The following is an 18,128-nucleotide window of genomic DNA, read 5'->3' on the forward strand; positions in this document are numbered from 1 at the left end:
TCGTGGATGCCCTTCGAATGGATCGCCGCGCTGCGCTTCCTGCAGGAGGGACGCATGCAGTCGCTGCTGATCATCGTCGGCGTCGGCGTCGGCGTGGCGGTGATCGTGTTCATGTCGGCGCTGCTGTCCGGTCTGCAGGCCAACCTGGTGCGCCGCACGCTCAGTTCGCAGGCGCACATCGTGCTGCTGCCGGCCGAGGAGGTGGCGCGCCCGCAGGCCTCGAGCGGGCACGACGCGATCCGCCTGCAGAAGCAGGCGCAGCGGCTGCGCTCGATCGACCAGTGGCAACTGCTGCGCGACCGCCTCGAGGCCTGGCCCGAGATCGCCGCGGTGTCGCCGGCCGCCTCCGGCCCAGCGTTCGCGGTGCGTGGCGACGCCAGCAAGGCGGTGACCCTGCTCGGCATCGAACCCGCGCGCTACCAGCAGGTCATCGACCTCGGCGGACGCATCACCGCCGGCGAGCTGCGCGTCGGCGCCGGCGAGGCGGTGATCGGCATCGAGCTGGCCAAGGACCTCGGCGCCGACGTCGGCGACAAGCTGCGCATCCGCGGCGCGCAGGGCGAGGCCGAGACGCTGACCGTGACCGGGCTGTTCGATCTCGGCAACAAGGGCGTCAATGCACGCAACGTCTATGTCGGCCTGCGCACCGGTCAGACCCTGCTCGACCTGGTCGGCGGCGTCTCCAACATCGACCTCGCCCTCCACGACCTCGACCTCGCGGAGGACGTGGCGCAGCGCATCGCCGCCGAGTCCGGCCTGATCGCCGACAGCTGGATCCGCACCAACGCGCAGTTCGTCACCGCGCTCACCTCGCAGCGGGTGTCGAGCAACGTGATCCGCTTCTTCATCGCGCTCTCGGTGTCCTTCGGCATCGCCAGCGTGCTGGTGGTGTCGGTGGTCCAGCGCAGCAAGGAGATCGGCATCCTGCGCGCGATGGGCGCCACGCAGGCGCAGATGCGGCGCATCTTCCTGCTGCAGGGCGGCATCGTGGGTTTCCTCGGATCCTTCCTGGGCTCGGCGCTGGCGTGGGCCTTCCTGATGCTGTGGCGGATGCTCGCGCGCAACCCGGACGGCACGCCGCTGTTCGACATCGGCGTCGAGCCCGCGCTGGTGGCGATCGCCGCGGGCGGCGCCAGCGTGGTCGGCATCCTCGCGGCGCTGCTGCCGGCACGGCGTGCGGCAGGGCTCGACCCGGTGGTGGCGATCCGTGGCTGACGCGGTCCTGAAACTCGAAGGCCTGCGCAAGGCCTACGCCGGCGCCGACACGGAGTACGAAGTCCTGCACGGCATCGACCTGCGCCTCGGGCGCGGCGAGTTCGCCGCCCTGATCGGCCCCTCCGGCTCGGGCAAGAGCACGCTGCTCAATCTGATCGGCCTGCTCGACCGCCCCAGCAGCGGCCGCCTCGTCATCGATGGCGAGGAGACCGCGACGCTCGACGACACCGCCCTCACCCGCCTGCGCGGCGAACGCATCGGCTTCGTGTTCCAGCACCACCACCTGATCCCCGCCTTCACCGCCGAGGAGAACGTCGCCATGCCGCTGCTGATCGCGCGCGGGCGGCCGGACGCGGCGATGTTCGCGCGCGCCGGCGAGCTGCTCGACCGCGTCGGCCTGGCCCGGCAGCGGCGCCAGCTCGCCAACCGGCTCTCCGGCGGCCAGCAGCAGCGCGTCGCGATCGCCCGTGCGCTGGCAATGTCGCCCGCGCTGGTGCTCGCCGACGAACCCACCGGCAACCTCGACACGCACTCGGCGGACGAGGTCTTCGCGCTGCTGCGCGAGGTCAATCGGCAACTCGGCACGAGCTTCCTGATCGTCACCCACGACCCCCGCCTCGCCCGCCGCTGCGACCGCATCATCGAACTCGTGGACGGGGTCGTCGTCTCCGACCGGCCCAACAACGCCGCGCCGCCGGACTCTGGCCCGGTCGACGGCTCATGAGGCCGCGAGCGCGACGAAGCTCATCCGACCGTGTAGCCGCCATCCACGACGATTTCCTGGCCGTAGATGTTCCTGGCGCTGTCCGACGCGAGGAACACCGAGAGCTCGGCGATATCCTCCGGCTGACCGAATGCGCCAGGCATGAGCCGGGACGTGATCTTCTCCGCGACGGCCCCCAGGATCTCGGGCGGCAGCCCGACCGTGCCCCACAGCGGCGTCCCGATCGGGCCGGGGGCGATCGAGTTGACCCGGATGCCCAGGGGGGCAAGCTCGGCCGCCAGGGTCTGGGACAGGGACTTCAACGCAGCCTTGCTGGCGCTGTAGATGGCCAGCCCGGGAAAGCCGACCTGGGTCAGGAAGGTCGTGATGAACTGGATCGAGCCCCCCTTGCGGATGTGGGGAACGAAGAGACGCGCGGTTTCCGCCGCACCGAAGAGATTGACCGAGAACTGCGTATGGAAGGCTTCGGCGGTGCTGTCCGCGAAAGACACGACGCGCGCGATGCCGGCATTGGGCACGACGACATCCACACCGCCATGGACGCGGACGGCTTCATCGACCAGGCGCTGCAGGTCCTCGGCCCTGGTCACGTCACCCGCCACGGCCCGGACCTGCCCGGGCCACGCGGTCTCGAGTGCCTTCAAGGCGTCGAGATTGCGCGCGAACGCCACCACCCGGGCGCCTTCCTGCGCATAGCTTTCGACGATCGATCTGCCGATCCCGCTGCTGGCGCCCGTGACGACGGCCACCTTGCCTTCAAGCTTTCTCACCATGTCTCGCTCCTGAAATACGATGGGGTCAGGTCTTCCATTTGAAATACGATGGGGTCAGGTCTTCCATTTGCTCATCCATCTCCAGACAGCTCATCAGGCCCTCCTTTGCGTCGCGCTCACGCTCTTCGCCCACAAGACGAAAGCAGGCGCGCATTTCGAATGCGCGCCTGCTGATGAACACCCTTGGCCCACCGAATCCTTTCATCTCCTTGCCCGGCGCCCCGTTCTGCTCACGCCGATCAGCGCCACGCCAAGTCCGAGCAGGATGAGCGATGTCGGCTCCGGCACGACGAACGCCGTCGAGGTTCCAGTCTTGCCCAGTCCAATGATATCCGTATTGGCGACATCCCAATTTTCGGCACCGAGCCTCGTGAAGTCGCCCGCCGTTCGCATATCGTTGGCGCGGACGCAAGAGACGCCCGGGTCGCCGCATCGTTGGTTGTTGGGGTTGAGCGTGAAGAAATCCGAATCGAGCGCGGCGCTCCAATAGCCCATCACACCGCTATCGACACTCAGATAACTCGAGAAGTTCTGCCTCCCTGCCGGAGAGATCATCGTATTGACCTGGCTATTGACATCGGCACCAGAGGTGAAGTCGAAACGCGCAAGAAAATAGCAGCCGGCATTATTGTTCGCTGCGCAGCTCACCCCCTGATAGGCGCCCTCGGCGTTGCCGCTCCGACTGCCCCCCTGGCCACGCCTGGCGAGATCGGCGGCACTGAACGGCGAGCTGATGTTCTGATTGTTGTTGTCCCACCAATAGAAGTCGAGCACCCCACCCTGGGTCGTATCCGGCGCAGTCCCGGGGTTATTGATGTGGGGGACATTCGGATCACTGCCGGATTGCAGCAGCTCGATTGGCTGCCTGTGGATGGATCCGTCGATCCTCCGCGCCTTGCCAGCCTGACCCACCCCGCCGGCTTGATCCTTCACTCTAGACGGTGGCAAGTGACAGGCAAGGAAAATGACGCGGCCGCGCGGAACCGAGCCCGCCGTCGTCCTCTTGCAGACGCTGAAACCGGCGTGCCGACGCTACTTGCTCGCCAAGGCCGCAAGCGCCGCGCGCACACTTTCCAATGCCCCCGGAAAGTCGAACACCTCGATCTGGCGTCGAACCTCTTCAAAGTCCATCAGCAAGGTCTCGCGCAGGGCCTGCCGATTTTCCGCAAGGAAGCTGATCGCCGTCGTGTCGTCCCCGGCCAGCAAGGCCTCGAGTCGCACCAGCACGCTGGTGTCCACCCGTCTTGCAGGCATCTCCTGCACCATTACCCGATTGGCTTGCACCAGAGCATCCTGTAGCGCGGCAATCAGCCTGGGCAGACGTTCGGTCAGCGGCACCAGCGCCGCCTGCACCTCCGCACGGTCGCCGCGCTTGAGCGCGTCCTCGAGGTCGCCGGCGAGTCGATGGACGATCGTGGCGCCGACCGTGCCGGCCGCACCCTTCAGCGCGTGAGCCAGGCGCCTCGCGCCGGCAAGATCGTCTTGCTGGATCTGTTCGGCGAGTTTGCGTGCATCGTCGCCATGGTATTCGGCGAAGAGCCCCAGGATAGGCGGGTAGTCCAGCCACGAACCGCCCAAGGTGCGCAGGCCACTTTCCAGATCCAGATCGCCAATCGCCGACAGCCGCGTGCGCAGCTCGGCATCGGCGGCCTCCGCAGGCGCTGCGGCCAGCGGAGCCAGGTCGGCCTGCGGCGCCATCACGCCAGCACCTGCAACGCTGCACGGGTGGTCGCCTTCATCAAGTGCGAAGTCCGACTCGTCGGACGCCGACGGCGGCAACTTCCCGGTTCGCCCCGGCAGCCACTTGTGCAGGGTGGCGTAGAGCCGCTCCGGCTCCACGGGCTTGGCGATGAAATCGTTCATGCCGGCCTCCACGCAGGTGCGGCGATCGTCATCGAAGGCATTGGCGGTCATTGCCAGAATCGGCTTGTCGCGCCAGCCCGGCAGGGCGCGGATGGCGCGGGTCGCGTCCAGGCCATCCATCACCGGCATCTGCATGTCCATCAGGATCAGCGCGTAGTCGGCGGCCTTGACCCGCTCCAGGGCCTCGGCGCCGTCCTCGGCCGTCTCCACCGTCAAACCGACGGCATGCAGCAGCTCCAATGCCACCAGCCGGTTGATGGGGTTGTCTTCCACCAGCAACACCCGCGTGCCCGCCTGCTCATGGCGCAGCGCCCGCTCGGCATCGGCGCGCCGCGCCGTTGGTGCGGGCATGATGCCGTGGCCGCGCTGCAACAGCACCGTAAACCAGAAGGTGCTGCCCTCGCCCGGGATGCTATCCATCCCCGCCTCACCGCCCATCATCTGCGCCAGGTTGCGCGTCAGCGCCAGACCGAGGCCGGTGCCGCCGTATTTGCGCGTGGTGCCGACTTCGGCCTGCTGGAACACGTGGAACAGGCGCTGCCCCTGCGCCGGCGTCACGCCAATCCCCGTGTCCTCGACTTCAAAGCGCACCTGCAAGCCCTCCGCGCCATCCTTCAACAGCTTGGCGCGCAGGACGATGCTGCCCCTTTCGGTAAACTTGACCGCGTTGCCAGCCAGGTTGAACAGACATTGGCGCAGGCGCATCGGGTCGCCACGCAACCACGTCGGCACGGCGTCGCCGTCGAGTTCGATGTGCAAGCCCTTGGATTGGGCGGACGGGCGAATCAACGAGGCGACGTGGTCGAGCACCGCCGAGAGGTGAAAATCTTCCAGCGCCAGATCGAGTTTGCCGGCCTCGATCTTGGAGAGGTCGAGGATGTCGTTGATCAGGCCGAGCAGATGCCGGCCCGATGCCTCGATCTGCTCCAGCCGCCCGTCCTGCTGCGGAGTGACACCATCCTTTCGCAGCAGATGAGTCAGTCCGATGATGGCGTTCATCGGCGTGCGGATCTCGTGGCTCATGTTGGCCAGGAAGGCGCTCTTGGCCTGACTGGCGGCCTCGGCCTGCTGTCGCGCTTGCGCCAGTTCGGCGGTGCGCTGCGTCACCAGGTCTTCGAGGTGGTGGCGGTGGCGATCCAGTTCCTCGCCGAGGCGCTTCTTCTCGGTGATGTCCTCCTTCACCGCGACGTAATGGCTGATACGGCCATCCGGCTGCCGTAGCGGTGCGATATGGGCGAACTCGACATAGTCCTCGCCGCTGGCCTTGCGGTTGACCAGTTCGCCCTTCCACGTCTGCTCGGCCGTGAGCGCCGCCCAGATCGCGTCGTAGGTCGCGCGCGGCGTCCTGCCGGATTGCAGAATGCGCGGGTTCCTGCCGATGACCTGCTCGCGCGTGTAGCCTGTGGTGGCCAGAAACGCGGCATTGACGTATTCGATCTCGGCCGAGAGGTTCGTGATGACAATGCTCTCCGGGCTCTGCTCCACCGCCAGCGCCAGCTGACGCAGCGAAGTTTCCGCACGGCGCTGGTCCTGCAGCACGCTCAGCAGTGCCTGGCGTCCACGTTCCAGTTCCCGCGCGTGTTGCGCCACGGAGGCCTCGGCCCGCTTGCGCTCGGTGATGTCGGTATGGGTGCCGAGCATCCTGAGGGGCTTTCCGGCATCATCGAATGCGACGATCTTGCCGAGCGAAAGAATCCACTTCCAGTCCCCGTCGCGCGTTTTCTGACGGAATTCCACCCGATACTGCGCAGTTCTTCCCGCCACGTAGTCCGCGTAGGCGCGTGCCGTGATCTCCCTGTCGTCCGGATGAATGCGCTCGATCCAGGCTGCATTGGTTTCGACAAAGGTTTCGGGGTCATACCCCAGCATCGCGGCGTACTCCGCGTTGACGAGTGCCTCCCCGGACTGGACGTTCAGGTCATACAGGCCGAGGTTCGTGGCCTGCAAGGCGAGCCGCAGTCTTTCTTCGCTTTCGGCGAGTGCCGATTCCGCCCGCTTCTGGCCGGAAACGTCGATGCAGTATTCCACGCACCTGTTCTCGTCGAGCGCGCTGCCGGCAAACACGAACCATTGCCGCGAGCCATCCTTGCGCAAGTATTCCTTCTCGTACGGGCCGACGCGGCCGTTCGCCCGGAACGACTCCATCTCCGCGATGCTCGTCTCGATGTATTCCGGCGGCGTGAACGTTTGCCAGGTCAACTGGTGCGCGTCCACCTCCTGCCGGCTGTAACCCATGATCTTCAGAAAGGTGTCGTTGGCATCGATCAGGGTGCCGGAGGTCACGTCCCAGAACATCACGCCCACGTTCTGGACATCCAGAGCCTTCCTCAACCGGTTTTCGCTTTCGCGCAGCACGGCGGCCGCCTGCTGTGCGCTCACCAGCCGCTGCTGGCGCCACAGCAGAGCGACCCCGAGGCTGGCCAGCAGCATCAGCAGAACGCTCAGCAGTCCGGTGGTCCAGGCCTGCCGACGCACCGGCGCATGGATCTCGTCCTCATCCACCTTGGCGACCATGAACCAGGGCGTGTTCATGACCCTGCGAACGACGGCGAGCACGGGGGTGCCGCGATAGTCCACGCCTTCGACCACGCCCTGCACCCCTTGCACCGCCATCGCCGCCGGAAGGAGCGGGTTTGTCGCGATCGGCAGCCGCAGCCTGAGCGCCGAATCGGCGCGGTGGCGCAGGTCGTTCAGAGAAACCAGCTCGTCGCCTTCGCGCCGGATGAGAATGGTTTCCGCGCTGGCGCTGGGGGTGGGCCAGCGCTGGATCAGGGGGTACAGAAAGCGGCGCGGGTCGATGACGACCAACAGCATGCCGATTGCCGGCTCCCCCGCCTGGGATGACAAGCCGACCGGCGCGGCGAAGATCATCTGGATGGACTGGTCGGGCAGGCGATGCAGGTCGCTGAAGGAGACCTCGCGCGCCAACCGATTGCGCCGAACATGCTCGCGGCCATGCGCAAGGTTCGCGGCATCGCCGCAATACGTTTCCGGAACCGCCAGGCACCGCTCGCCGGCCGCATCGAACAAGGCCACCGCGCGGTAACCGTGACGCTGCTGGATTCCGCTCATCCATGCCTGCACACTCTCGAGGGCCTGGGCGTCGTCCGGCCTCTGCAGGTAGCGGGCCGCCTGCGGCACATCCTGCATGGCCTCGGCATCGGCGTACCGTTCCGTCATCCATTGGGCGATCTGCTCGACCTTCGTGTCTGCGATCTGGATGAGCGTTTCCGCGGCAAAGTGGCGGGCCTCGGCCTGCTGGTTGTGGTAATGCCAGCGGCCGCCGGCGCCGATCAGCGCCACCGATAGCGCCAGAACGAGCAGCAGCCGCGCGCCGAAAGAGCGGCTCATCGGGCTTGCGGAGGGAGTCGGGCTCGAGGCGGGGGTGCTCATTCGGCGATCCCGCCCTCTTGCGGAAGATCTGCCAGGTCCTCGGCATAGCGCCGCGGTTCATCCAGCCGCTGGCGCAGGGCGTCAGCCTCGCGCTTGAGTTCGAGGATGCGCCCCTCGCGGCCCAGCATCACCTCGTACCACTGCTGCAGTTCGGCGAGCTTTTGCCGAAGTTCGGCTTGCTGGCGCTTCTTGCTGACGATGCGCCAGATGGATTCACCTAGCAGACGAACCGTTTCCACGTCGGCGCCTGAATAAGGCTCGGGCTTGTTGCCGACCCCCGTAAGCATGTGTACCCGCCCGTCTTCGATCACCGGCACGCTGATCAGCCTCTCCAGGCCCGCATCGCCTTGCGGCAATCCATGCTTGTCGGGCGCATTGGCGTAGTCGTTGAAAACCACGGGCGCGCGAAGACGCAGGGCATCCGCCCAGACGCCGGCCTGGCTGACCGGGCAATGCTTGTCGCGGGTGGCCCGGCAATCCTGTTCCAGCGTGGCACGCGGCCAGGTGACCCGCTCGATGGTCTCCTGGTCGTCGTCGACGAGATGGATGACGGCGATCCGGCTACCGGTCAGTTCCTCGGCGAGTTCCTGCCCACGCTGCATGAACGCGGCTTCGTCGAGCGCCTCGGCGGCCTCCGGCAGGTTCAGCAGGGCTTGGTCACGGCGGGCTGCGAGCGCAAGCGCAAGCTCGCCCCTCTTGCGCTCGGTGACGTCCGTCAAGGTGCCGCGAACCGTCATGCCGCTCCCGTCCGGACCGCGCTCGACCACCTGACCGACCACACTCAGCCAATGGATGCTCTGGTCGGGGTGGATGACACGAAAATCGAACGCATAGTGGTCGAGGCCGCCGGGCGCCAACGACTGCCGGATCGTCTCGTGTGCGCGTGCGCGGTCGTCGGGGTGGGTTACGTCGAGGAAGGTGCCGAACTCCCAGTCGTCCTGCCAGGGCAGTCCGTAGAGGGAGTCGTGGTTCTTCGAGCGCGACATGCGGTCGGTCGGCACGCGATAGTCCCAAACGGCTACCTGGGCCAGCTCGGTGGACAGACGCAGGCGTTCCTCGCTCTCGCGCAAGCGCTCCTCCGCCTGCCGACGCGCCGTGATGTCGTGCGCCAGCACCAGTTCGCACTCCCGTCTGTCGAACTCCAGCACGTGCGAGGTGATCTCGACTTCGATCACACTGCCGTCTTTCTTCAAGTGCCGCCAGACGCCCGCCTGATCGAGGCCCCCTGCGGGCAACTCGCCCAGATTCTCGTAAAGGCGCGGCAGATCCTCGGGCGGGCGAATGTCCTTGATCGTCATGGAGAGGAATTCGTCCCGCGAATAGCCGTAGTGGCTGACTGCCGCATCGTTCACGGCCAGGAAGCGCAGTGTCGCGAGCTCAAAGACCCACATGGGGTTCGGGTTCGCATGAAAGAGATGGCGGTAGAGGGCGTCGCTCTCGCGCAATTCCGCCTCGGCGCGCTTGATCCGGCGAATGGCCAGGACAAGGACCAGGGTCAGCACCGCGGCGACCGACAATCCTGCCAGCAGCGCGATAACGGCACGATGGCGCGCTTCGGCCTCGGCCGTGCGCGCCGCCACCAACTCTTCCAGCCGCTGCTGGTAGTGCCACATCCCCTCTTCGAGACTGCGTCCGGGGGTGATGTCATGAATCATCGACAGCAGCAGGGGACGTCCATCGAATTCGAAAGGATGGGAATACACCTCGACGGTACGGAGCTCGCCACTCGCCAGTCGATGGCGGAAGATGAAGTAGTTGCGGTTTTCCTTTTCGGCAAGGGCGCGCTCGGCCGCCAACAGCTCCGCGCTGAAGGAGTTGATCTGCGCGATGGTCATGGACCGCAGCGCATCGCGTCCGTAACCATAGAAGTCCGCCGCGGCCGGGTTGGCATCGACGATCTGCCCGGAGGCCGGGTCGATCAGCAGCATCACGACGCCGTGATCGTCGAACACTTGGCGGAAATCGGGCACCTGTGCGAACAAGGTGGAGGGAATCAGCGCCAGCCACAGCGCGGCGAGGATGTGACGCAGGGAGATGGGCGGCGCGCTCGCGGCGCGCGGCCACGACGCCGGCCGCCCGGCGCGCCGATATTCCATGGCGGAGGCTGCGGCGATGTCGGCTGTGCTCGGCGTCATCATGGCACTCAAGCGGCGGTGTCGCTGTGGCGCTCGGCGATGCGGACGAATTCGGCGTAGTTCGTCAGGAAGGCATCGACCACGTCCGGGTCGAAATGCCGGCCCCGGCCGGCCAGGATGACTTCCCGCGCCTCCTCGTAGGACATGGCTGGCTTGTACACGCGCACCGAAATCAGTGCGTCGAACACATCGGCCAGCGCCATGAGGCGAGCCGAGAGCGGAATGGCCTCTGCCTCGAGTCCGTCGGGGTAACCGCTGCCATCCCATTTTTCGTGATGCCAGTGGGCGATCTCCTTGGCCAGGACAAGGAAATCGACCGTCGTCTCGATGTCGGCCTCGGCGCGATCGATGGCTTCGGCGCCGATCTCTGCGTGTGTCTTCATGACCGCCCATTCCTCGGGCGTGAGCGGGCCGGGCTTCTGCAGGATGGCGTCGGGGATGCCCACCTTGCCGATATCGTGCAGCGGCGCCGACTTGGTCAGGAGATCGATGTAGCGCGATGTGAGCACATCGCTGAAGCGCGGGTGCCGCTGCAGCGCCGTGGCGAGCTGGTGGACATAGCCCTGAGTGCGCAGGATGTGGTTGCCCGTCTCGGGATCGCGCGTTTCGGCGAGATGGGCCAAGGCGCGAATGCTGACCAGTTGGGTGAGTTCGTTCTCGCGCATGCGCCGAGCGACCTCCGCATCGAGCAGGGCATTCTGGTCGCGCAAGAAGTCGCGGCCCCGCTTGGCTTCGAGCTGGGTGCGCACACGGGCCAGCAGGACGCCGGGGCGAATCGGCTTGGTGAGATAGTCGGCGGCACCTCGGGCCAGCCCGCTCTCCTCGTTGAGGTCGTCATCGAGTGCAGTGACGAAGAGCACCGGGATGTCGCTCGTCGCGGGATCGGCGCGGAGCCGGGCCAGGACTTCGTAGCCATCCATCTCCGGCATCATCACGTCGAGCAGGATCAGATCCGGCTTCAGCGGCGGCCGCACCGCCGCGAGGCAGCGGCGGCCGGAATTGACCGCACGCACGCGGTAGTAGGGCTGCAACAGGTGCGTCAGCACCGCCAGATTGGCCGGCTCGTCATCCACGATCAGAAGGGTGTGTTCAAGCACGGGAGCTCCAGCACGAAAACCACGGCTGCAGTTTACGAGTATTTGCGGCGCGCGTTTGCGGGATTTTTCCGCTCCGCAAGCACCGCCCGACAGGCAGATCCTCGAGCAGACCAGCGGCATGAACGATGGCGTCCATCTCGCCCGCACCCGCCAGCTCATGATTTTCGCGAGCCCGTGTTCGCGATTCGCCGCTGGTCTGCGCCGTGTCCGCCGGAGAACAATGCGTCGTGGGGGCAGCACGGTGCCGCCCCGTCTCACAAGGAAAGCGCCATGAACTGGGAAACCCCCGCCTACTGCGAAATCCGTCTCGGCTTCGAAGTCACGGCTTACGTATACGTACGTTGAGCGTATGCAGCGCGCGGCCGCGGCGGAGACGGATCGCCGCCGCCGCGGCCGCCCCGACGGCCATGGACGCCCTCCCCCTGCCCGCCGACGCCCGCCCGCGGCTGTCGCCCCACTACGTCTTCCGCTGGGAAGAGAGCCAGTCGGCTTTCATCCTGCTCTACCCGGAAGGTCTGATCAAACTCAACGCCTCGGCCGGCGCGGTCCTCGAGCGCTGCGACGGTGCGCGCACGGTCGCGACGATCGTCGCCGAGCTGCAGGCGGCCTTTCCCGCACAGGGCGCGGAGATCGCCGACGGCGTGCGCGCCTTCGTGGATCTCGCCTGCGACAAGGGCTGGCTGCGCGCCGCCTGATGGACGCCGCCCCGGCGCCCTCGCGCGGCGCGCCGCCGCTGTGGGCCGAGGCGGCGCCGTTCTGCACGCACCGCCTCGCGGTGGGGAGCGGCCACGTGCTGCACGTGGAGGAATGCGGCCGCGCCGACGGCATCCCGGTGGTCTTCCTGCACGGTGGCCCGGGCAGCGGCTGCAACCCGCGCCAGCGCCGCCTGTTCGACCCCGCACGATTTCGCGCCGTGCTCTTCGATCAGCGCGGCGGCGGTCGCAGCACGCCGCTCGGCGGCCTGCGCGCCAATACCACCGCCCACCTCGTCGCCGACATCGAGCGCATCCGCACAGCGCTGGCGATCGAGCGCTGGATCGTGTTCGGCGGCTCCTGGGGCAGTCTGCTCGCGCTCGAATACGCCGGCGCGCACCCGCATCGCGTCGCCGGCCTGGTGCTGCGCGGCATCTTCCTCGGCTCGCCGGCGGAACTGCGTACCTACACCGAGCGCATTCCTCCACGCGCACCCGGGCTGCGCCAGCGCCTCGCGGAGGAAGCGCTCATCCGCTTGCCCCGGGCCCGATCCCGACACGCGGAAGACGATCTGCTCGCCACCTGGTGCCGCCGCATGCTCGCCGGCCGCCCCGAGACGAGGCGCGCCGCCGCGCGCCACTGGCTGGACCACGAGCGCGCGCTGATGGGCGAGCCGCCGCTCGCCGCCCCGCCCGACGCCCGCGAACTCGCCAAGGCGCGCATCCAGGCGCATTACCTCGCCCACGGCTGCTTCACCGACGCCGCACGCCTGCTCGCCACCTGCGCGGCCTTGCGCCGCCTGCCGGCGGCGATCGTGCATGGCGCCGACGATCCGGTGTGCCCGCCCGCCACTGCGCGCGCGCTGCACCGCGCATGGCCGGCGGCGGACTACACCGAGGTCGCCGGCGCGGGCCACTCCGGGCTGGATGCGGCGATCGCCGCCGCCTGCGTCGCCGCACTCGACCGTGTCGCAGAGTGCGCCCACCGCGGCGCCCACCCCCGCCGCAGCCGATAAAGAAAATCGCCAGCCCGCATCGCAGAGCATCAGGACGCCACGCCCCCGGACGACGGGCAACATGGCCGCATCGACACCGGAGGATGCACGCCATGCCCAAGGAAACCCACGGACTCAGCCTCGACGGCCAGGGCAAGCCCTTGTGGCTGTCGCTGGAGCTGACCTATCGCTGCCCGCTCAAGTGCACCTGGTGCAACAACCCGCTCGACTTCGAGGACTACGCCGCGAAGGAGCTGTCGACCGAGGAGTGGAAGCAGGTGCTGCGGGACGCACGCGCGATCGGCGCGCTGCAGCTCGGCTTCACCGGCGGCGAGCCGCTGCAGCGCGCCGACCTGGAAGAGCTGGTCGCGCACGCCGACGGGCTGGGCTTCTACACCAACCTGATCACCTCGGGCATCGGCCTGAGCGAAGAACGCCTGCTCGCCCTCAAGGCCGCCGGCCTCAAGCAGATCCAGCTCTCGCTGCAGTCGACCCGCCCCGGGCTCACCGACGCGCTGGTGGGCGCGCGCGCCCACGCGCACAAGCTCGAGGCCGCGCGCCTGATCAAGGCGCACGGCTTCCCGATGGTGCTCAACATGCCGGTGTTCCGCCACAACATCGAGCTGATCGGCGAGATGATCGAGTGGGCCGCCGGGCTCGGCGTCGAGTACATCGAGTTCGCCAACATCCAGTACTACAACTGGGCGCTGATGAACCGCGACGAACTGATGCCCACCCTCGAGCAGGTGCGCGAGGCCGAACGCGTGGTCAATGAATGGCGCGCGAAGCTCGGCAAGGCGATGACGATCTACTTCGTGATCCCCGACTACTACGAGGGCCGCCCCAAGGCGTGCATGAACGGCTGGGGCGCGATCCACCTCACGATCGCGCCCGACGGCGTCGCCATGCCCTGCCAGGAGGCGCGCGTGATCCCCGGGCTGGCGTTCGAGTCGGTGCGCGACCGACCGCTTGGCTGGATCTGGCACGAGTCGCCGCTGTTCCGCAAGTACCGCGGCCTGGACTGGCTGCCCGAGCCCTGCGGGTCCTGTGCGGAGAAGGAGAAGGACTTCGGCGGCTGCCGCTGCCAGGCCTTCCTGCTCACCGGCGACGCCGCCAACACCGACCCGGCGTGCAGCCGCTCGCCGCACCATCACCTGGTGCAGCAGGCGGTGGCCGGGGTGGCGGCGCCGCTGCGCTTCCGCAAGCCGCTCATCAAGCGCGCCGCCGGCGCGGTCTCCACCGCCTTCATGGAGGGCTGAATGCGCCATCCCTACGACACCGCCACCGGCACGATCGCGCTCGGGCTGCTGCTCACCGCCGTGCTCGCCGCCCTGCTGCCGCTCGTCGCCGGCTGAAAGCGCCATGGACCCGCTCTTCGACCTCGCGCTGCGCTGGACGCACTTCATCGCCGGGATTATCTGGGTCGGCCACAACTACTCCAGCGTGGTGCAGCGCCCGGGCTGGCGGCCGCTCGCCGCCGCCGACCTCACCGACGACACCAGCCCGCGCTTCCAGGCCCTGCTCAACCGCGAGCACGGCTTCTTCCGCTGGGCCTCGGTGGTGGCGTGGAGCGCCGGCCTGCTGATGCTGTGGCAGCGCGGCTGGCTGCCTGACGCGCTCATGCTCGACGGCGCGCTGGCGCCGATCGGGCTGGGCACCTGGATCGGCACTTTCATGATGCTCAACGTCTGGTTCGTGCTGTGGCCGCACCAGCAGAAGGTGCTCGGCCTGGTGCCGGCGAGCGTGGACGAGCGCCTGCGCTGCTCGCGCATCACCCACCTGTCCTCGCGCACCAACACCATGCTGTCGATCCCGCTGCTGTTCTTCATGGCGGCGAGCAGCCACGGCGGTCTGGCGGGCTGAACGCGATGAATCCCGCCACCGCCTGGAACTTCGCCGCCGGCCCGGCGCGCCTGCCCGACGCGGTGCTCGAGCGCGCGCGCGACGGCCTGTTCGTGCGCGGCGCGGACGGCGCCTCGGCGCTCGAGCGCCCCTTCACCGGCGACGCCTTCCGCGCGACGCTGCACAGCGCACGCGAGCGCCTGGCGCAGCTCCTCGAGCTGCCCGCCGGCTACCGCGTCCTCTTCCTCGCCGGCGGCGCCATGCAGCAGTTCGCGCTGGTGCCGATGAACCTGCTCGGCGGCGCGCAGCGCGCGGCCTACGCCGACTCCGGCTACTGGGCGCAGCGCGCGATCGCCGAGGCGCGGCGCTACTGCGAGGTGGTCGCCGCGCCCGGCTTCGAGGGCGCTGCACCACTCGCCGCACCGCCGGGCGGGCGCTGGGACCTGCCCGCCGACTGCGCCTACTGCCACATCACCCCCAACGAGACGGTCGACGGCCTCGCCTACCCGGCCCTGCCCGACACCGGCGAGGTTGCGCTGGTGGCCGACGCCACCTCGTGTCTGCTCACCGCGCCGCTCGACCTCGCCCGCTTCGGCCTGCTCTACGCCAGCGCGCAGAAGAACCTCGGCGTCGCCGGGCTGTGCGTGCTGGTGGTGCGCGAGGACCTGCTCGAGCGCGCCGCGCCCGCGGTGCCCGCGGCGCTGAGCTATCGCCGCCAGGCCGAAGCCGACAGCTGCCTCAATACGCCGCCGACGCTGGCGATCCACCTCGCCGGCCTGGTCTTCGACTGGATCGCCGAATGCGGCGGGCTGGCCGCGATGGGCGCCGCCAACCGCCGCAAGGCCGCCACGCTGTACGCGGCGATCGACGGCAGCGGCGGCTTCTATCGCGCGCCGGTGGCCGCGGCGCACCGCTCGCCGGTGAATGTCCGCTTCCACCTCGCCGACGAAGCACTCGTCGAGCCCTTCCTCGCCGAAGCCGCCACCCACGGCCTGCACAACCTGCGCGGCCATCGCCAGGTGGGCGGACTGCGTGCCAGCCTCTACAACGCCATGCCACAGGCCGGCGCGGACGCGCTGGCCGGCTTCATGGCGGACTTCGCCCGCCGTCGCGGATGAGCCGGGCGACCTTCCCCTGGCACGCCCGCCCGGGTCTGGCCGGCGGCATCGACAAGGACGCCACGCGCGCCGCCGAGCTGCTCGGCCTCGGCTTCGGCAGCGTGGAGTTCGGCACCGTCGCGGTCGGGCCGCGGGCAGGCGCGGAGCTGGCCGCGCTGCGCGCCCGGCTCGCCGCCCTGCCCGCGCGTGCGCCCGGCGCGGCCGCGATCGGCATCGGCCTCGGCCAGCCCGCCGACGCAGCGCCCCGGACGCTCGCCGCGTGCTGGATCGCCGGGCTCTACGGCGCCTGGGACGTGGCGGACTACCTCAGCTTCAACCTGTCCGCGCGCGCCTGCGCGCCGCTGCTGGCGCCTGCAAGGCTGCCGCTCGTCGAGGCCGCGCTGCGCGCGGTGGCGGCGGCGCGCGCCGGGCTGCCGCGCCGGGTTCCGCTCGCGCTCAAGTTCAGGCTCGGCGGGGCGAACTGGGCGAATGAGGCGCCGCCGGCGGTCGCCCTCGCCGCCGCGGCAGCAGGCTTCGACCTGCTGACGGCCGTGCTGCCGGACGACGACCCGAAGCGCCTCTCGCGCCTGCACGTTCTGATCACCGCAGTGTCCGACGGTCCGGCCGTGGTGGCAGTGGGCGGCATCCGCAAGGCAAGCGACGTCGCCGAAGTCCGCGCGAGCGGCGCTGCGGGCGTGCAGGTTCACCGCGCATTCTCCGAATCGGGGGCGACCTGTCTGGCGCAGTTGCTGGGCAGCGCCTAGCAAGCTGGCGGACTACCTCTGCCGCCCTCGTTGCAGGATTGGCTGCCCGAATCGCACCTGGCGCGCGATGTGGTCGATATGGTGGACGTATCGGCTTGACGCACTGGCCTCAAGAACCATTATGGTTCCACTTTGGAAGGAGCCTGCCATGCCCACTACGCTGACCCTGAAGAATATTCCAGATGAGATATACCAACGTCTGAAGGCGTCGGCGGTAACGCACAGGCGCAGCCTGAACAGCGAAGCGATCGTGTGCCTGGAGACCGTGTTGCTGCCGGGCAGGATCGCCCCGAGTGAGCGACTGGCCCGTGCCCGCGCATTGCGAGCTGCACTGCCAGCGTCGAAGTTCAGGGCGCACGACATCGACGCCTTGAAGCGCGAGGACCGCCTGTGATCGTGGTGGATACCAATGTCCTGGCGTACCTGTACCTGCCGACCGAGTTCAATACACATGCCGAGGCGCTGCTGGAGCATGACCCGGAGTGGGTGGCGCCGGTGCTGTGGCGCAGCGAGTTCCGCAGCATTCTCGCGGGTTACCTGCGACGAAAGACCCTGGCTTTCGATGATGCGCGCGCCTTGCAGGCCGAGGCGGAGAGCCTGCTTGCGGGGAACGAGCATAAAGTCGACTCTCAGCGGGTACTGGAGCTCGTGCGCGACACCGATTGTTCTGCGTATGACTGCGAGTTTGCCGCGCTGGCCCTGCGCCTGGACGTGAAACTGGTGACGATGGAAGCCAGGCTGCTCAGGGCATTCCCGAAGTTCGCGGTGCCGCTCACTGCGGCGTGAGCCCTGGATTCAGCGGTTTGGCGCACCTTCTCGCTGAAGCTCCGCCGAAATGGCTTCCCTCGCGTCGCCGGAGCCGGCTGAAAAACCGGTCGAGTGCTCCGGTAGCCGAGGCGTCAGCCGACTGGAATGTCCAGCACCAGGGGCGCGGCCGGATTGCCGCCCACGCGGCGAAAACCGCTGGCGCCGGCCATGTGCAGCACCGCGGGGCTGATGCTGTGGCACAGCACGCGCTGCGCGCGCAGCAGGGGTGCGAGCTCGACGACGTGGGCGAACAGGGTCCGGCCCCAGCCGCGGCGGCGCCAGGCGGGTGCCACGCTGAGACCGAAATCGACCTCGCCATCGCGGACGGCCATGTGCGCGAGCGCCACGACCCTTCCGCCCGCGTCGGTCAGGCCGTGGACGTGGTCGCGCGCGAAGTCGATGCGGGCGACGTAGCGGGCGATCCCCTCGTCACCGATGCCGTAGCCGAAGCGAAGGAAGCGATCGTCGACATCGAGCGCCACGAGGTGGGCGAGGATGCGCTCGGCATCCGCCGGCGCGAACCCGAGCAGCGGGCCGGGAGGGCGGTGCCGCTTGCGATCATCCGCAGCGAGGGAACTGGGCGAGACTGGACTGGCGACGACGGACATGGCGGAGACCCCGGGCAGGCGGGCGGGATCTCCGGCGGACGCGTCCCAGCCTCCCCGGCGCCGCGAAGGGCGCAGGGAACTGCCGGATCATCTGCGAGACGAGCAAGTGAAATGGTATGGACC

Annotated in this window: 17 protein-coding genes; 11 read left to right on the top strand and 6 right to left on the bottom strand. The window is 68.4% G+C overall.

Going from position 1 to position 18,128, the window contains the following annotated elements; genetic code table 11:
- The first annotated feature begins 6 nt into the window (after positions 1–6).
- Together PO78_RS19800 and PO78_RS19805 are read left to right on the top strand one after the other, a co-directional pair.
- On the top strand, positions 7–1,215 hold the full coding sequence (locus tag PO78_RS19800) for an ABC transporter permease (protein ID WP_051021759.1): 1,209 nt from the start codon (positions 7–9) through the stop codon (positions 1,213–1,215).
- Entirely contained in the window at positions 1,208–1,939 is a 732-nt protein-coding gene (locus tag PO78_RS19805; protein ID WP_012585689.1) for an ABC transporter ATP-binding protein, read from the top strand. The genes PO78_RS19800 and PO78_RS19805 overlap by 8 nt, the downstream gene beginning before the upstream one ends.
- 20 nt (positions 1,940–1,959) lie before the next feature.
- On the opposite strand, the gene PO78_RS19810 is transcribed toward PO78_RS19805, so the two are convergent.
- The 5 genes from PO78_RS19810 to PO78_RS19830 form a co-directional block, all read right to left on the bottom strand.
- Positions 1,960–2,712, bottom strand: a complete 753-nt coding sequence (locus tag PO78_RS19810) for an SDR family NAD(P)-dependent oxidoreductase (RefSeq protein WP_043746329.1) — start codon at positions 2,710–2,712, stop codon at positions 1,960–1,962.
- Positions 2,713–2,913: 201 nt separating this feature from the next.
- Positions 2,914–3,645, bottom strand: coding sequence for a PEP-CTERM sorting domain-containing protein (locus PO78_RS19815; protein ID WP_231570774.1), 732 nt, complete (start codon positions 3,643–3,645; stop codon positions 2,914–2,916).
- Positions 3,646–3,744: 99 nt separating this feature from the next.
- Entirely contained in the window at positions 3,745–7,968 is a 4,224-nt protein-coding gene (locus PO78_RS19820) for a PAS domain S-box protein (protein WP_043746335.1), read from the bottom strand.
- Positions 7,965–10,106: a PAS domain S-box protein gene (locus PO78_RS19825; protein ID WP_231570775.1), complete on the bottom strand. Its 2,142-nt coding sequence runs from the start codon at positions 10,104–10,106 to the stop codon at positions 7,965–7,967. The genes PO78_RS19820 and PO78_RS19825 overlap by 4 nt, the downstream gene beginning before the upstream one ends.
- Positions 10,107–10,111: 5 nt before the next feature.
- A complete protein-coding gene (locus tag PO78_RS19830) occupies positions 10,112–11,200 on the bottom strand; it encodes a response regulator (RefSeq protein ID WP_043746343.1) in 1,089 nt (362 codons plus the stop codon).
- Between the two features lie 270 nt (positions 11,201–11,470).
- Here PO78_RS19830 and pqqA point away from each other — a divergent pair, with 270 nt between their 5' ends.
- From pqqA to PO78_RS19870, 9 genes are all read left to right on the top strand, one after another.
- A complete protein-coding gene (gene pqqA / locus PO78_RS23660) occupies positions 11,471–11,545 on the top strand; it encodes a pyrroloquinoline quinone precursor peptide PqqA (protein WP_144312226.1) in 75 nt (24 codons plus the stop codon).
- 62 nt (positions 11,546–11,607) lie between these two features.
- Positions 11,608–11,895: a pyrroloquinoline quinone biosynthesis peptide chaperone PqqD gene (gene pqqD, locus PO78_RS19835; protein ID WP_012585695.1), complete on the top strand. Its 288-nt coding sequence runs from the start codon at positions 11,608–11,610 to the stop codon at positions 11,893–11,895.
- On the top strand, positions 11,895–12,908 hold the full coding sequence (locus tag PO78_RS19840; protein WP_043746346.1) for an alpha/beta fold hydrolase: 1,014 nt from the start codon (positions 11,895–11,897) through the stop codon (positions 12,906–12,908). Before pqqD ends, PO78_RS19840 begins: the two co-directional genes overlap by 1 nt.
- Before the next feature lie 92 nt (positions 12,909–13,000).
- On the top strand, positions 13,001–14,146 hold the full coding sequence (pqqE, locus tag PO78_RS19845; protein ID WP_043746348.1) for a pyrroloquinoline quinone biosynthesis protein PqqE: 1,146 nt from the start codon (positions 13,001–13,003) through the stop codon (positions 14,144–14,146).
- 103 nt (positions 14,147–14,249) lie between these two features.
- Positions 14,250–14,750 (top strand): urate hydroxylase PuuD, encoded by a 501-nt coding sequence (locus PO78_RS19850; protein WP_043746351.1) that lies wholly within the window; start codon positions 14,250–14,252, stop codon positions 14,748–14,750.
- Between the two features lie 5 nt (positions 14,751–14,755).
- Complete coding sequence (serC, locus tag PO78_RS19855; RefSeq protein ID WP_043746354.1) at positions 14,756–15,847, top strand: 3-phosphoserine/phosphohydroxythreonine transaminase; 1,092 nt, start codon at positions 14,756–14,758, stop codon at positions 15,845–15,847.
- Positions 15,844–16,590, top strand: coding sequence for a hypothetical protein (locus PO78_RS23665; RefSeq protein ID WP_012585699.1), 747 nt, complete (start codon positions 15,844–15,846; stop codon positions 16,588–16,590). Before serC ends, PO78_RS23665 begins: the two co-directional genes overlap by 4 nt.
- Before the next feature lie 148 nt (positions 16,591–16,738).
- On the top strand, positions 16,739–16,984 hold the full coding sequence (locus tag PO78_RS19865) for a FitA-like ribbon-helix-helix domain-containing protein (RefSeq protein WP_004327583.1): 246 nt from the start codon (positions 16,739–16,741) through the stop codon (positions 16,982–16,984).
- On the top strand, positions 16,981–17,376 hold the full coding sequence (locus PO78_RS19870) for a type II toxin-antitoxin system VapC family toxin (protein WP_043746358.1): 396 nt from the start codon (positions 16,981–16,983) through the stop codon (positions 17,374–17,376). Before PO78_RS19865 ends, PO78_RS19870 begins: the two co-directional genes overlap by 4 nt.
- Before the next feature lie 113 nt (positions 17,377–17,489).
- On the opposite strand, the gene PO78_RS19875 is transcribed toward PO78_RS19870, so the two are convergent.
- Positions 17,490–18,005, bottom strand: a complete 516-nt coding sequence (locus tag PO78_RS19875; RefSeq protein ID WP_004327579.1) for a GNAT family N-acetyltransferase — start codon at positions 18,003–18,005, stop codon at positions 17,490–17,492.
- Positions 18,006–18,128 lie beyond the last annotated feature (123 nt).

It is taken from the genome of Thauera sp. SWB20 (genome assembly GCF_000831325.1).
Taxonomy (GTDB): domain Bacteria; phylum Pseudomonadota; class Gammaproteobacteria; order Burkholderiales; family Rhodocyclaceae; genus Thauera; species Thauera aminoaromatica.

Coding starts and splice junctions, on each gene's coding strand:
- PO78_RS19825 (WP_231570775.1), bottom strand. CDS start 10,106: ATGATGACGCCGAGCACAGCCGACATCGCCGCAGCCTCCGCCATGGAA.
- PO78_RS19875 (WP_004327579.1), bottom strand. CDS start 18,005: ATGTCCGTCGTCGCCAGTCCAGTCTCGCCCAGTTCCCTCGCTGCGGAT.
- PO78_RS19810 (WP_043746329.1), bottom strand. CDS start 2,712: ATGGTGAGAAAGCTTGAAGGCAAGGTGGCCGTCGTCACGGGCGCCAGC.
- PO78_RS23665 (WP_012585699.1), top strand. CDS start 15,844: ATGAGCCGGGCGACCTTCCCCTGGCACGCCCGCCCGGGTCTGGCCGGC.
- PO78_RS19850 (WP_043746351.1), top strand. CDS start 14,250: ATGGACCCGCTCTTCGACCTCGCGCTGCGCTGGACGCACTTCATCGCC.
- PO78_RS19800 (WP_051021759.1), top strand. CDS start 7: ATGCCCTTCGAATGGATCGCCGCGCTGCGCTTCCTGCAGGAGGGACGC.
- PO78_RS19840 (WP_043746346.1), top strand. CDS start 11,895: ATGGACGCCGCCCCGGCGCCCTCGCGCGGCGCGCCGCCGCTGTGGGCC.
- pqqE (WP_043746348.1), top strand. CDS start 13,001: ATGCCCAAGGAAACCCACGGACTCAGCCTCGACGGCCAGGGCAAGCCC.
- serC (WP_043746354.1), top strand. CDS start 14,756: ATGAATCCCGCCACCGCCTGGAACTTCGCCGCCGGCCCGGCGCGCCTG.
- pqqD (WP_012585695.1), top strand. CDS start 11,608: ATGGACGCCCTCCCCCTGCCCGCCGACGCCCGCCCGCGGCTGTCGCCC.
- PO78_RS19820 (WP_043746335.1), bottom strand. CDS start 7,968: ATGAGCACCCCCGCCTCGAGCCCGACTCCCTCCGCAAGCCCGATGAGC.
- PO78_RS19865 (WP_004327583.1), top strand. CDS start 16,739: ATGCCCACTACGCTGACCCTGAAGAATATTCCAGATGAGATATACCAA.